This is a genomic window from Asprobacillus argus (genome assembly GCF_032248395.1).
Taxonomy (GTDB): domain Bacteria; phylum Bacteroidota; class Bacteroidia; order Flavobacteriales; family Flavobacteriaceae; genus Polaribacter; species Polaribacter argus.
The window spans coordinates 203,515-219,460 of sequence record NZ_JAVTTO010000001.1 but is presented as its reverse complement, the minus strand read 5'-3'; the positions used below and the strand labels follow the sequence as shown (position 1 = coordinate 219,460).

The window sequence follows — 15,946 nt, the reverse complement described above, 5'->3', positions numbered from 1 at the left end:
AAATAATAAACGATTGGTCATGTTTTGCGAAATTGGGTAAAATTCACTTAGAAAATGAAGATGTCTCCACCGTATTTTTTCTTCTTGGTACCCAGCGTATTAAACTTCCAACTGAAGCTTAGCATAAAGTATTGCTTTAATACAATACTTTCGGAATCTTCAATATAATTGGCAGTAGCTCTTCTACGTGCATTGGTGTTTTGATTTAAAAGATCGAAAGCTTTTAAGCTAAGCGTTCCTTTATCTTTTAGAATGCTATATGCCAGGGTTGAATTCCAAAACCAAGCTGTCTTTTGAAACCCGTCTGCAACGTTTGGATTGTATTGGAGTGTTATGTTGTTTCGCCATTCTAACTTTTTAGGAGCAAAGGTTCGAGTTCTAATTCGCAATGTATGTCTTGTAAAGTTCTGATTCGTAAACTGATCTAGATCAAAGTCAGTTTTACTAAATGATAGCGTATATCTTGGAGATATTTCGAATGCATCTTTCCATGTAAATGTAAATCCTACATTAGGAGAAACAGCCGTATTTATAGAATTGTATTTTACATCGTTATAAAAATTAACCGACTTGTTCTTATTGGTAGACATCCCAACTCTAAGTTTGATCTTTCTAATCGTATCTAATTTTAAACTCTTACTATAGGTGGCACTCAAAAAATATCGATAATTTCCATTCACATTTTCGTAGGTAGTATTTCTAATTAGATTATCGTCTATGGTCGTTTTTGAAACAACTTGGTTGTCTGTAAAATTGGCACTTAAGTAACTGTAAAAACCGGTGCCTTTTTGAAAATTAAAATTGTTGAAACCCATATAAATTCTACTATTGTTTGCTGGTTTTAATGCAGGATTACCAGTAACAATATTTAATGGATTAGAAACATCAGTGAAAGGTTGCAGCTGATTTAATTGTGGAGGAGTATTTGACAATCTATATCCTGAATACATAGATGATTTAGGGCTGAATCTATAGTTGAAGTTCCCGTTGAGTTCTATTGCATTAAAATCTCTTTTTAAACTCTGAATTGGTCGAAGCACATCTCTATTTTCTAGGGTTCTTGATACATGTCCTATCTCAAAACTTGTAGACCATTTTTTTCGTCTATAGGTTAGATCAATACTTGGAGTGGAGCGAACATTGTCAAAAGTAAAATCTGTACTGAGATCTGTGTTAAATGTTTGCTGACTTGTTACGGGATCGATGTCATAGGTGTTCCGTTCACTGACCCTCTTGTCTTTTCTAAATGAATACTTAAAGTCAATAAAAAACTTCTTCGAGATAATCGGATATCGATAGCTAATATTGGTCCTTAGACTATTAAATGTAACTTCTTGATCGCTGATTTGATTGCGTAGTTCTTGAGAAGGTGTTGTACCAAAAATTTGAACGTCAGAATTGAAACGCGTATTCGTTTCTGTTTTATCAATTTGGTTGTCTAATCCAAACTTTATAAATGAACCTTTGTCGTTTAATCTTTTGGTAATATCCAAATTATTAGAAAAGTTGTTTGCGGTAGATTCACTAAAATTGGTGCTGGTTGAGCTATTTATCAAATTATTGCCGTTATCCGAAGACTCTTCAAATTGATTATTTAAACTCTCTCTTCTATTTTGAACAAATGAAGGACGAATGTTGATCAAGAATGTTGAATCTATCTCTATATCCAGATCCATGTTTGCCCGATGATTTCTATTTTCGTTTGAGCCTCTACTATTTGATTTGGTAAAAAATGAGCTACCATCAGGAAGAATGGTTTCACGATCTCGTATGGATTGCGTTTCTGTTTCTGTACCTGCGTAGAAATAATCCCCGTTAACATCAAACCCTTTTCCGAACTTATCGGCATAGGTTCCACCGAAATTGTTGGAAGTAGTAATGCCACTTCCACTACCAAAGGAAAGTCCATCTATACTAAAGGCACCACTACTACTAACAGAAATACTATTTCCGCCACCAAACATATCACGAATTTCGCCAAAACTAAAACCTGGGGAGTTAATGTTGTTACCACCACCTAGAAAACTAATTCTTCTATCATTATTAAACATGTTTACGATTCCAGCAAATTCATAGAGATCTTCAGTCCCCTTTCCGGCGGCGACTCTACCAAAAACACCTTTGTTATTTTCTTCTTTTATGGTCAGGTTAATTGTTTTGTTTTGATCATCTCCCTTTTCTCCTGCAAAGGCTTGCGCCTTAGTTTTTGTATCAGTGACCTGAACTTTTTCAATGATCTCTTTGGATAGGTTTTTTGTTGTAATGGTAGGATCGTTTCCAAAAAAAGGTTTTCCATTAACCAGTATTTTGTTTACACTCTTTCCGTTTACGGTGATCCTTCCTTCATCATCAACTTCTACACCTGGAAGCTTTTTAAGTAGATCTTCTACCGTAGCATCTTTTTTTGTTTTGAAGGATTTGACATTAAACTCTAACGTGTCTTTTTTAATGGTGATAGGCGCCCTTGACCGAATAACCACTTCGTCCAAAACATTATCATTGGGTTTTAGCAGAATGGTGCCTAATTGAAAAGAAGTTTTGTCAAAAACAATATTCTGTGTATACGATGTATATCCTACATAAGAAACCACCAAACGCAATTCTTTGTCAAAGGTCTTTCCTTCTAACTTAAACTTTCCGTTTGCGTCAGAAATAGTATAAGATACGACCGAACTGTCTTTAATCTTTTCTAAATGTATTGTAGCAGATTCTAGAAATGTGGTATCATTTTTTGATTTTAGCAGTCCTTCAATTGTATAACTCGTGGATTGGGAAAATGCCAAAGAGGACATCAACAATAGGAGAGAGCATATCACTTTTTTCATAGTCATTAGTTTTCTTATTCAGTCGTTATAAATTATAGACTTCAATCTTTTTAATGTGTCACAAAAAAAAGAAAAATAAGTGTAGCTAAATATTAAAAAGTGTTAAACACTGTTAAATCTACTTCTGCCTAAAGTAAATGGTAATAGGGACTCCAGTAAAATCGTAATGTAATCGCAATTGATTCTCTACATACCTTTTATAAGGATCTCTAACATATTGAGGTAAGTTACAAAAGAATGCAAACTGAGGTGTTTTGGTGGGCAGTTGCATACAGTATTTGATCTTGACAAACTTTCCTTTCGTTGCTGGAGGTGGATTGTTTTTGATGACCTCTAACATGGTTTCGTTAAACTTGCTGGTAGCAATTCTTCGCTTTCTGTTTTCGAATACTTCCACAGCCGTTTCAATAGCTTTGAAAATACGCTGTTTATTCAACACAGAAATAAAAACAACAGGAACATCCGTAAAAGGAGCGATTTGCCTTTTAATCTCGGCTTCAAAATCACGCAGTGTATTTGTTTCCTTTTCAACCAAATCCCATTTATTGATCAAAACAACAACTCCTTTTCTGTTTTTCTCGGCAAGCCAGAATATATTTTGATCTTGATTTTCAAAACCACGTGTAGCATCTACCATTAATATAACCACATCAGAATATTCAATTGTTCTAACCGCACGCATGACCGAATAGAATTCAAGATCTTCTTTTACCTTAGATTTTTTTCTTATTCCAGCAGTATCTACCAGATTAAAATCAAATCCAAAACGATTGTATTTTGTGTCAATAGAATCTCTTGTAGTTCCGGCTATATCTGTTACAATATTTCGATCCTCGCCAATTAATGCATTGATAAAGGAAGATTTTCCAGCATTAGGCCTTCCCACAACCGCGAATCTAGGGAGATCTTCTTTTTCCGATTCTTCTTCTACTTCAGGTTCAGGCATTGCATCTGTAATCGCATCTAAAATTTCACCAGTTCCACTACCATTTATAGAGGAAATGGTATGATAATCGCCTAGCCCTAAGTTGTAGAATTCAACTGCATCAGCTGCTCTCATGGCATTATCAACTTTGTTGACCGCCGTAAAAACAGGTTTTTTAACTTTTCTAAGGAGCTTTGCAACTTCAGAATCCATAGGAGTAATTCCTTGCTCTACATCAACCACAAAAATGATAATGTCTGCTTCATCTATTGCTAACTGTACCTGCTTTCTAATTTCACCTTCGAAAATATCATCAGAGCCTACTACATATCCACCGGTATCAATTACGGAAAACTCTTTTCCGTTCCAGTCAGATTTCCCATAATGTCTATCTCTGGTAACACCACTCACAGAATCTACAATCGCTTCTCTACGTTGCACAAGTCTGTTGAAAAAAGTGGATTTCCCTACATTGGGTCTTCCTACAATAGCTACAATACTATTCATGATCTGAAATTTTGCGCAAAGATACAATTTAAGCAACGATTTTATTGTAATTTGCTGTGTTTAAGTTGATAATTATACATTGATTTTTATTGAAAGAAGAAATAAATAGCGAGATTTTTCTTAGACCGAGATTTTCTATAGATGTGGAGGAGAATGAAATAATTCTTCTAGAAAGGATTCAGAATGAGTTTAAAAAAGCAGCTAAAGAATATAAAGCAAAGGTTGTAGACAGTCATATCTTCATTGATGTGCCCGAGAAAGATGCACATTTTTGGTCACCGCAATTACATATAGAAGTTGTAGAAAAGACAACTTCTTCTTCAACAGTCAAAGGATTATTTGGGCCTAAACCTCAAGTATGGACGCTTTTCATGTTTCTACACTTTATTGTTGGAGGAGCTTTCATCACATTTATATCGATGTTATACATCAAATATTCTTTAGGAGAGTCTTTGGTATTCCCAATTGTAATGACAATTACTTTGCCAATTGTTTGGACATTATTGTATGTTTTAGGAAGACTTGGAAGAGCTACTGGGAAAAAGCAAATGAGAGATTTGCATCGACTTTTAATGGATGCTATATCTAGCGAAAACTAGTCCTTATAGCCGAATCGTTTTAGCTGATTTTCGTTTGAACGCCAATTCTTGTTCACTTTCACAAAAAGTTCTATAAACACTTTTTTCCCAAAGAAGAATTCTAAATCTTTTCTAGCCTCAGCACCAACTCTTTTAATAGCAGAACCTTTGTGTCCAATAATAATTCCTTTCTGTGTATCACGTTCAACCATGATCACGGATCGAATCTTGATAATGTTTTCTTCTTCGACAAAGCTTTCTGTTTCTACTTCTACGGAATAAGGTATTTCTTTTTTATAGTGCACCAAAATGCGCTCTCGTATTTTTTCATTTACAAAAAACCGCTCAGGTTTATCTGTCAATTGATCTTTAGGATAGAAAGGAGGTGCATCCGGTAGCAATTCTATGATCTTATAAAAAACAGACTCAACATTAAATTTTTCTAAGGCAGAGATCACATAGGCAAAGGAATTAGGTACTTTATTGCGCCAATACGCAATCTTTTCGTCTACTTCTTCCTGTGTAGATTTATCAATCTTGTTTAGCAACAAGATCACAGGAATTTTACTTTGAATGATCTTGTTAAAGAACGCTTCATTCTTCAATTCTTTTTCACCTACTTCTACCATGTAGATTAACACATCCGCATCTTCAAAAGCAGATTTAACAAAACCCATCATAGATTCCTGTAGCTCATAAGCAGGTTTTATAATTCCTGGAGTATCAGAAAAAACGATCTGATAGTCGTCTCCATTAACGATCCCCAGAATACGATGTCTGGTCGTTTGGGCTTTAGAAGTTATGATGGATAATTTTTCACCAACCAATGCATTCATTAAGGTTGATTTCCCTACGTTTGGATTGCCAATAATATTTACAAATCCTGCCTTATGTGTCATGCTACAAAGATACTTTCTTTTTTAATGTGCTGAATGGAAAGATGATAAAGTTGTTAAATTGAAATTGTTAAAATATTTCGAGAATAATTTGGTTAGAAGTCGTAAAAAGGCATATATTTGCAGTCCAAATCGCGGGATAGAGCAGTAGGTAGCTCGTCGGGCTCATAACCCGAAGGTCACTGGTTCGAGTCCAGTTCCCGCTACAACGAAAACCTCTTGAGAAATCAAGAGGTTTTTTTGTACTTCAAAAAAATGAAACTAGTTTCAGTTGAGAAGAAGTGCAAAATAACATAGGCGTTTTTACGCTTTAGGTTTTCATTGGGCTGCAACCTTTTAGGCCCATTCTGGAATGAAATGGAAGAATGAATCCAGTTCCCGCTACTAAGTAAAAACGTAGATAAACAGACGGTTTAGTTCACTTCTAAGCCGTTTTTTTATGTCTATTACTGAACAAATCCTTACCTTAGAACACGAAATTGAACACAATCAGGAACACGATTTAATTTTGAAACGTAGGTATTCAGACCCAAAAATTTATATAGCATCTGGCGATCTTTCAAAGCGCTGGTATGTGTATTTTTCCTTTCGTAATCCAGTTACTGGGAGGCTAGAGCGAATGAAAAATATCTATGGCGTTACCAATAGTTACAAAACCAAAGAACAGCGTATGCGTGTATTATCTGCATATCGACGAAATCTTTTAAAACTCTTAAAACAAGGATATAGTCCATTTGAAGATAATTCATTTCTTATCGCACAAGAACAATCAAATAGCGCCGAGCAGAATATTACAAATAATAAAAACGGTAAACAAACATCCATAAGTAAGCAGGATACTATAAAGGTTGGTGTTAAACCTACGGCTTCTTTAAAAGAGGAACCTTCTAAGCCCATATTAGAGGAGCCAATTCAAAAAGAGCATCAAACAAATACGACTCCAACTAAAACTATAAAAGAGGCTTTTGAATTTGCACTGGGGCTAAAAGAAAAAGTAATCAGTGTCTCCACAAAAAGAAGTTATCAAAATAGAGTGAAGAATTTTTTAGAATGGCTAGATAAAAACCATAAAGAAATCACTACCATCGATCAGTTAGACAAGAAGATTGTAAATAATTTTTTAAACGATGTGCTAATAAAGACGAGTGCTCGAAATAGAAATAATTATCGTACAGAATTAAGTAGCATTCTACAAACGATAGAAGATAATGATTTAATAGCTCATAACTTTATTAAAAAGATACCCGTTTTAAAAACCAAACCAGAGCGTAATAAAACCTACTCTAAAGAGCTTAACGAAAAAATATTTAGCTATTTAGAAGAAAAAGATCCCATACTATTGTTATATATAAAGTTTATCTCTTATAGTTTTTTAAGACCTATTGAAGTCAGTAGACTAAAGATTAAGGATATCAATCTGATTAGTAGAACGATTCAGTTTGAGGCAAAAAATAGTCCACTAAAAACCAAGATAATTCCTGATATTTTATTAAAAGAGCTACCAGACCTTGCCAAACTTAACAAAGAAGATTATGTGTTTACTCCAAACGCAATAGGGGGAAAGTGGGAAGCAGCTTTAGAGAATAGACGTGGTTATTTTTCTAATCGTTTTAGAGAAACGGTTAAAAAACATTTTAAGCTAGGTAATGATTTTGGATTATATAGTTTTCGACATACTTTTATTACCAAGTTGTATAGGCAAATGGTAAAAGACTCTTCTCCTTTTGAAGCAAAGAGTAGGTTAATGCTCATCACGGGTCATAGTTCCATGTCGGCTTTAGAGAAGTATTTAAGAGATATAGATGCGGAACTGCCGGCAGATTTTTCACACCTACTCAAATAAGGCTCACAGAGCCACTCCATAAAAGGCAAAAGCCATATCTTTATGAATAGAGAAACTGTTGATTAAAATCAATTTGCACTTAAAAAGAAATTAGAATATGCAAGAATCCGGATCATTAGATGAGATACATACTACATTAAGAGTTTCATTATATAGTCCACTACTTATCTATATTCCTAAAACTTCCTTAATTACTTCTATAAAGGAGTTAAAGGAAATATTGTTACAAGCTGATGTTTTTGGAAGATTGCTGCTTATAGATGATACCCATGGTCTGAATATATATTTAGCTGATCAAAAAGATTATCATAAGATAGTTCATAAAGAAGCGACATTAGATCATAATATATTTCTACTTTTAGATTATAAAGGTACTCTAAAGAAACAGGCCTTTGCTTTCTTGATGGATAAATACATAGAAGACCTTTCGATATTTATCTATCTTACCAGATGGTTGAGCGAGAACCTGGTTAAATATATTGAACAAAGCAAAAACAACGCATTTGATAAGCAAGTATTCGATATTCAAAGAAGAGTCTTTGAAAAACATACATTAAAATTAAAAAAGTATTTTCCAAAAACAGAGATCCCTTACTTAAGGGAGATCAAAACAAATAATCTTATAGAAAGATTATTTCCCGAAAACATAAACCATATAGATCAGCAACTACAAAAGCGACAAAGCGATAAAAACAACACAGCTGTAAATAAGTTTAGAAACTTCTTTGAAGATAATCAACTTCCAAAAATAAATATAGACACAACAGAATCAACATCAACAACAAAACAAATCAAAAAGAAGAATCTAAAGCTTATTACAGATCAGGAGGCCAGATCGTTTTTATTGGAGCATGTTTTTAATGTTGATAGAAATTTGACGTATAAATTTTTATTCTTATGGATAAACCCATGTATACATGTGAATATTGTTTTAAAGAGTTTCGTCCAACTCGTAGAAGAGTGCAACGATATTGCAGTGCCAGTTGCAGGTCTAATGCATATCATGTCAGAAAACAACAACAACTGGGAGGTGAGACCAAATCTTCTGAAGAAAAGTTAATCACAAAAGAAGATTCTAATAACAAATTAGAAAAAAAAGAAAAAACAAGCGTTGATAAGATGAGTTTGGTAGGAGTTGGTAATTCCATGGCAGGAACATTACTCAGTGAGGCTGCGATAAACATTTTTACTAAACAAGATAATAAGCCTGCTACAAAAGCAGATATTAAAGCGCTAGAGAACAGTTTGAAAAGATTTCAGAGAATACAGAATATGGCAGCTGACTCGGAAGGAAGATTACCATACTACGATATGAGAAGGATGGAATTAGTGTATCTAAAAGCGAATCCCTTTGGCAATAATAGAAATGAATAGATTCAAGTAATGAAGGGTTATGTTATTTTTTCGATAAATAGTTATTACTAGTTTAGTAAACAGGTGCTTATTAAAACTAAAAACTACTTGTTGTTGATTCTGAGAAATTTAAATATACATATCGCTCTAAGTGAACGGTATGATATGCTCATTGAAATATTTAAAATTTGTTAGAGATTATAAAACCTTGATTTTATATTGCTCAATGACCTAAATTGACACTTAAAAAATTGAGCGCTATAAAATGTGAAAAATGCAATTCAAGGAATTGTATCCAAAAAGGGCTATGAGGTAATATGGGATTGGTTAATACTTTAGGAAGAGTTTTTTCGAAATCACTCCCTTATTGGTTTTAATCTTTATAATATAAACTCCTTCCAGCTTTTTTCTTAATTTTAATCGTAATTCTGGTCCTACCTTCAAATCTTCATCCCATTGACGAATTTCCCTTCCTAAAATATCATATAACCTTACATTTTCAAGGGTAACGCCGTTGTAGTTTTGAACTACAATTTCTTGTTGATCAGTATCTGAGAAAATGAATAACAAAGAGTTTGTCAAATCTGGCATGGACGTATGTAAAACTTCAGCGCTTAAAAGTAAAGTAAAACGATCTTTGTACTCTCCAACTTCAAGGGTTAATGTAGCTTTAGATTGGCTAATGTGATAATAAGTTCCTTCAAGTTGGTCAAATATGTACACCTCTCTGTCAATATGATCCCATTCGTCCAAAGAAAGATGTATTTCCCCTGAATAACCCATTAAAATTGTAAGTGGAACTTCCATGTTGTCTTCTATAGCTCCAACCCCTGCAATGAAATAAGGAGTATCATCTCCTAAATCCCAATAGATATCTGTGGTTCCCAGATCAAGTGCGGGAGAATCGTACCCTTTTTCATATCCAAATGTATTGCCGTCAATAAAAGAGATTCCAATTTGTCTGTGTAGTTCCAGTTCCTCGTCTTCCTTTAGATAATCCATCCCTATTTTTAGAGCGGCTAAATTATTATAAGAATTACTATTCCTAAAGAAAACTGACTGGGTCCCCTCTTGAATGAATTCACGCTGACTGTTGTTAAATTCAATAGTTCCGCCAGTGATACTTCCTCCTACAAAAAAGCCTTGACCAATAGCGATATAAGGAGCAGGTTCTTTATATACCCCTTGCCCTAAACCAGCTGCTCCAGTGCTACTATCTTCATTTGCTACATTATTGGCTGCAATTCCCATAGCTATGTTTCGAATAGCATAACCACCAACATAACCATTATGATTGTGTCCATTTTGATCTACTTCTCCATTAACACTTTCTTTTTGTTCCCAGAAATAGAGTGTTCCTGTGATAGAGCTTAAGTTGTCTTCAATAAATTTCTGTGATCGGATGGCCGATGCATATGGATTTCCTAATAAATAGGATGTATTCGCCGCTACATTGGTCTGTAGAGTGCCATCTTTTGGCGTTCCTGCAAAAGTATAGTTCTGAGCTTGACCAGGGCCTTTAAAAATAAACCCATCTGTTTGAGGAATAGTTCCATTACTAAAAACCTGATCCCATGAAGCAGAAGCACCAAAGGTGTAAATCCAGTACTCTGCCAATGAAATAGGACTCGTTGCTGCATTTCCATCAAAACCTCCTATAAAGTTAATGTTCAAAGGGGTAGATAATTCAGAGGTGGGATTTGTTCCATCCTTTAGTATATCAGCAACAGAATATGTATTACTTCCTATACTGTTTACAGGAGAGCCGAAGTAATTGTAACGATACAAACTCGAAACATCCGAATCTTGATCTACATATAATTTTCCACTTCCTGTTGTTTGTGAAATGCTGGCATGTGTTGTGATGAGTTGTGATCCATCAATCAAACGAATTTCATCATTGGTTGCTGTTAGATTAATTTGTTCGGAAACCAGCAACAAGTCATTGGTAATAGAAAATTTGCTATTGTTGTTTACAGTTAATGTTCTGGCTGTGAAGTTAGACCCTGTATGATGATAATCTTCATCTATAGAGACTCTTCTTGAACGATCTGGCTCCCCGTTAGACCAAGCGGATCCCGTTCTTGAAGTAACCCCTGTTTTATGATATCCTAATCCTTGATTTTTATTCGCTGTACTTCCTGAAACTTCAGAAATCAATGGAGCATGTGGATGACGTTCTGGCCCTCCAGAGGTTTGCGCTCTGTAAGGGTCTAAAGTATCGTCCACAAAAGCAATCCATTCTGAAGCTGTATAAATTGTATTAGGAAAAATGACCTCGTCACTTCGAACATAAGATGTGGTGTCATAAAAATTTTCGGCTACATCGAATCGATTTTGCCATGCCGTACCATCTGAAGTGTTAGAAATAATGATAATATCATCTCCTCCCTCAAAGTTCGTTATTGCGGCGTTAACTTCTCTAGTGGGTGAGTTGATAATAGTAACACCCGACAAACCTGAAGACTCTACTAATATGGTAGTAGCAGGTGCCAAAGAAAAGGGTATCGTATAAACTGCACTTGGTGTAACTCCTGTTTGGTCTCCTGAAGCATTGGTAAACAAACACAAGTGTAATGTATTTTCTGGGATGGTAGTAACGGTTCCAATATTGGTTAATTCAATAACCTTACCTCCAGTATTTTCATAGATTTGAGTGATTGCAGGATGAAAGTTATCTTCAAAATCCATCCCAGCAACACTTTGATAGGGGGTGCTACTTCCTGATTTGGTAACGACACTTGCATTTCCTCCAGCAAAGGCTAAATCGGTAAAGGCAAAAGTAAGATTGGATACATCATTTATATTATCATGAGCAGTTGCAGTCCCTGTAAAAGTAAGTGTTAGTTCGGTAGGGCTTGTAATGGTCATTACCGCAGTAAGTCCCGCAGGGACATTACCAACAGTTACCTGAGCACCGGTTAAAGTACCAGAGCCTAAATCTACAAAGGTGTCTCCGGTAAGGTCTATGGTTAAAGGATTGCTGTTATCGATTGTTCCATCATTGGCTGGGGCTTCAGAATAAATAAGTGTAGGTAAAGGATAGGTGTGGATATCACCAGATTCTCCCATTACGTATAAATTGGTTCCATTATGATTAAAGAGCATAGTTGTTGGAGTATTTTCTTGAGTACCAACATCAAGTGCAATGCTGGTGCCCGAAGTATGACTTGAAATGTCATAGGGGATCGAGAGCACATAGGCAGTAATGTCATTGTGAGAATCTCCTAACAGATAGAGGATGGTTCCATTACTATTAAAAAGCATATCTTTTGGGATTATATCCTGTGCGAAAACATTTAGTACTGATAAGGCTCCAGAGGTATAACTAGAAATGTCATAAGGAATAGGGAGTTCGTACGCATAGAGAGAATGACCTTGTAGAATATACAATGTAGTCCCATCATCATTAAACAGCATTAAAGAGAGAACAGATGCCGATACAATATCAAGTATTTCGCTGGTACCTGATGTATAGCTAGATATATCGTAAGGAGTAGGTAGCGGATAGGCGTTGATATCATCGCCATCATCTCCCAAGACATATAATATGGTGCCATCATCATTAAAAAGCATATCTTTTGGATTAGTATCTTGTGCGCTTACATCAAGTGTTACGCTGGTCCCTGATGTATAACTAGAAATATCATAAGCAATATCTAGTGGGTAGGCATTGATCTTATCACCATCATTACCTAAGACATATAAGATAGTTCCGTCATTATTAAAAAGCATTGATAATGGGCTGGATTCCTGAATGCTAACATTAAGAGCTGTATAGGTCCCAGAGGTGTAACCAGCAATGTCGTAAGCTCCATCCTTGTAGGTTAAGTATGAAATATCGTCGTTTGTAAGAGTTATGGTAGCAGTATCTGTAATGTCTACACTTGTATTGGATACATTACTCATACTTATGATGATGGTTTCATCGTCTTCTGTTTTTGCGTCTGAGGTAGGAGTTAAAGTAAATGTTTGGATCTCTCCTGCGGTTCCAGCAAAGGTGAGTATTTGATTGCTAATAGCTGTGTAATCATTATCAGCGATGGTTGCTGTACCATCTGCAGTACTAACCTCTACGATAAACCCTCCTGCAACATCATTGTCTAAGGTAGCTGTTATGGTAATGTTCCCATTATCCTCATTACTGCTTACATCTGCAATGGTTATCACGGGAGTGTCTCTAAAATCCATCCCAGCAACACTTTGATAGGGGGCGCTACTTCCTGATTTGGCAACGACACTTGCATTTCCTCCAGCAAAGGCTAAATCGGTAAAGGCAAAAGTAAGATTGGAGACATCATTTATATTATCATGAGCAGTTGCAGTCCCTGTAAAGGTAAGGGTTAGTTGGGTAGGGCTTGTAATGGTCATTACAGCGGTAAGTCCCACAGGGACATTACCAACAGTTACCTGAGCACCGGTTAAAGTACCAGAGCCTAAATCTACAAAGGTGTCTCCAGTAAGGTCTATGGTTAAAGGATTGCTGTTATCGATTGTTCCATCATTGGCTGGGGCTTCAGAATACATGAATGGAGGTAAAGGATAGGCATGAATTTCATTATTAATATATCCTATCATATATAAGATGGTTCCATCATCATTAAAGAGTATAGCTGATGGAGCGGCATCTTGTGCACCCACATTAAGTACTATACTGGTGCCAGAAGTATAGCTAGAAATATCGTAAGGAGTATCTAGCGGGTAGGCATTGATATCATTACCAGCTTGTCCCATTACATATAAGATGGTTCCATCATCATTAAAAAGCATAGCAATTGGATTGCTATCTTGTGCGTCCACATTAAGAGCTACACTTGTGCCTGTGCTATAACTAGAAATCTCGTAAGGAGTTGGGAGCGGGTAGGCGTTGATATCATCACCGCTAGACCCCATTACATATAAGATGGTTCCATCATCATTAAAGAGCATTGAGCGGAGACTAGTTTCTTGTGCGCTTACATCGAGAGCCACACTGGTCCCAGAGGTATAGCTAGATATATCGTAAGCAGTATCTAGCGGGTAGGCGGTAATATCATTACCGACATCCCCCAGAACATATAAGGTGGTTCCGTCATCATTAAAAAGCATATCTTGTGGACTCATTTCTTGTTGGCTTACATCAAGGGCCTCGCTGGTGCCCCCTGCATAGCTAGAAACGTCGTAAGGAATTGGGAGTGGATAGGCATGAATCTTATCACTATTAGTTCCTATGACATATAGAGTGGTTCCGTTGTTATTAAAGAGCATTGAGAAAGGGCTGGATTCCTGAGACCCAACGTTAAGTACTGAGCTGGTTCCAGAGGTATAACCAGCAATGTCATACAGTCCATCATTGTAGCTTAAGAATGAAACATCGTCGTTTGTAAGGGTTATGGTAGCAGTATCTGTAATGTCTACACTTGTATTGGATATACTTAAATTGCTCATACTAATGATGATGGTTTCATCGTCTTCTGTTTTTGCGTCTGAGGTAGGAGTTAAAGTAAATGTTTGGATCTCTCCTGCGGTTCCAGCAAAGGTGAGTATTTGATTGCTAATAGCTGTGTAATCATTATCTGCAATGGTTGCTGTACCATCTGCAGTACTAACATCTACGGTAAATCCTCCTGCCACAGCATTGTCTAAGGTAGCTGTTATGGTAATGTTCCCATTATCCTCATTACTGCTTACATCTGCAATGGTTATCACGGGAGTGTCTCTAAAATCCATCCCAGCAACACTTTGATAGGGGGCGCTACTTCCTGATTTGGTAACGACACTTGCATTTCCTCCAGCAAAGGCTAAATCGGTAAAGGCAAAAGTAAGATTGGAGACATCATTTATATGGTCATGAGCGGTGGCAGTCCCTGTAAAGGTAAGGGTAAGTTGGGTAGGGTTTGTAATGGTCATTACAGCGGTAAGTCCCACAGGGACATTACCAACAGTTACCTGAGCACTGGTTAAAGCACCAGATCCTAAATCTACAAAGGTGTCTCCAGTAAGGTCTATAGTTAAAGGATTGCTGTTATCGATTGTTCCATCATTGGCTGGGGCTTCTGAATATATAAGACCAGGTAAAGGATAGGCATGGATATTTTCACCATTGAACCCCATCACATATAAGATTGTTCCATCATCATTAAAAAGCATATCCACTGGAATATCATCTTGCGCACCCACATTAAGTACTACACTGGTACCTGAGGTATAGCTAGCAATGTCGTAAGGAGTAGGCAAGGGGTATGCATTGATATTATCACCATCAGCCCCCATCACATATAGGATGGTTCCATCATTATTAAAAAGCATTGAATAAGGGAGGGATTCTTGCGCACCCACATCAAGAGCTACAGAGGTCCCAGAGGTATAACTAGAAATATCATAAGGGGTAGGCAGGGGATAGGCGTTGATATCATCACCCTCAATTCCCATCACATATAAAATGGTTCCATCATTATTAAAGAGCATTGAGAATGGGATAGATTCTTGTGCACCAACACTAAGTGCCACACTAGTACCTGAGGTATAGCTAGCAATGTCGTAAGAGGTAGGCAGGGGATAGGCGTTGATATCATCACCGCTAGACCCCATCACATATAAAATGGTTCCATCATCATTAAAAAGCATTGAATTAGGGAGGGATTCTTGTGCACCCACATTAAGAGCTACAGAGGCCCCAGAGGTATAACTAGAAATATCATAAGGAGTAGGCAGAGGATAGGCGTTGATATCATCACCATTATGCCCCATCACATATAGGATGGTTCCATCATTATTAAAAAGCATAGCAGTTGGAGAACCCTCTTGTAAACCAACGTGAAGAGCTACAGAGGTCCCAGAGGTGTAACCAGCAATGTCATAAGTTCCATCATTATAGGTTAAGAATTGTGCTGTTACTATATTTAGCATAAAAAAAGCACAGATAAATAAGATTATTTTTTGATACATGTTTTTTTATTTACGTTTTATAAGGGCATTAGGAAGCCTGTTGAACTTTGTTCAATAGCATATAATCTGTATGAATTTTTTCGTAAAAAAAA

At 36.3% G+C, this 15,946-nt stretch carries 8 protein-coding genes and 1 tRNA gene; 5 read left to right on the top strand and 4 right to left on the bottom strand.

All coding sequences use genetic code 11. From position 1 onward, the window contains the following. Nucleotides 1-47 precede the first annotated feature (47 nt). The gene (locus RQM59_RS00965; protein ID WP_349240183.1) at nt 48-2,825 is read right to left on the bottom strand and encodes an outer membrane beta-barrel protein; all 2,778 of its coding nucleotides are present in this window, start codon (nt 2,823-2,825) and stop codon (nt 48-50) included. 118 nt (nt 2,826-2,943) lie between these two features. Then, nucleotides 2,944-4,257 carry a ribosome biogenesis GTPase Der gene (der, locus tag RQM59_RS00960; RefSeq protein ID WP_349240182.1) on the bottom strand — a complete coding sequence of 438 codons (1,314 nt, stop codon included), beginning with the start codon at nt 4,255-4,257 and terminating at the stop codon, nt 2,944-2,946. A gap of 89 nt (nt 4,258-4,346) precedes the next feature. Between der and RQM59_RS00955 the strand changes: the two genes are divergently transcribed. Next, nucleotides 4,347-4,856, top strand: coding sequence for an MFS transporter (locus tag RQM59_RS00955; protein WP_349240181.1), 510 nt, complete (start codon nt 4,347-4,349; stop codon nt 4,854-4,856). Here RQM59_RS00955 and era read toward each other — a convergent pair. Continuing rightward, the gene (gene era / locus RQM59_RS00950) at nt 4,853-5,734 is read right to left on the bottom strand and encodes a GTPase Era (protein ID WP_349240180.1); all 882 of its coding nucleotides are present in this window, start codon (nt 5,732-5,734) and stop codon (nt 4,853-4,855) included. The two genes, RQM59_RS00955 and era, sit on opposite strands and share 4 nt — an antisense overlap. A gap of 130 nt (nt 5,735-5,864) precedes the next feature. Between era and RQM59_RS00945 the strand changes: the two genes are divergently transcribed. From RQM59_RS00945 to RQM59_RS00930, 4 genes are all read left to right on the top strand, one after another. Beyond that, nucleotides 5,865-5,937 (top strand) — tRNA-Met (locus tag RQM59_RS00945). A 233-nt stretch (nt 5,938-6,170) separates the two neighbouring features. Continuing rightward, a complete protein-coding gene (locus RQM59_RS00940) occupies nt 6,171-7,574 on the top strand; it encodes a tyrosine-type recombinase/integrase (protein WP_349240179.1) in 1,404 nt (467 codons plus the stop codon). 97 nt (nt 7,575-7,671) lie between these two features. Further along, nucleotides 7,672-8,634 carry a hypothetical protein gene (locus RQM59_RS00935; protein WP_349240178.1) on the top strand — a complete coding sequence of 321 codons (963 nt, stop codon included), beginning with the start codon at nt 7,672-7,674 and terminating at the stop codon, nt 8,632-8,634. A 59-nt stretch (nt 8,635-8,693) separates the two neighbouring features. Next, nucleotides 8,694-8,948 (top strand): hypothetical protein, encoded by a 255-nt coding sequence (locus RQM59_RS00930; RefSeq protein ID WP_349240177.1) that lies wholly within the window; start codon nt 8,694-8,696, stop codon nt 8,946-8,948. A 306-nt stretch (nt 8,949-9,254) separates the two neighbouring features. Here the strand turns inward: RQM59_RS00930 and RQM59_RS00925 are convergent, their stop codons facing one another. Next, nucleotides 9,255-15,854, bottom strand: coding sequence for a DUF8693 domain-containing protein (locus RQM59_RS00925; RefSeq protein ID WP_349240176.1), 6,600 nt, complete (start codon nt 15,852-15,854; stop codon nt 9,255-9,257). Nucleotides 15,855-15,946: the final 92 nt, after the last annotated feature.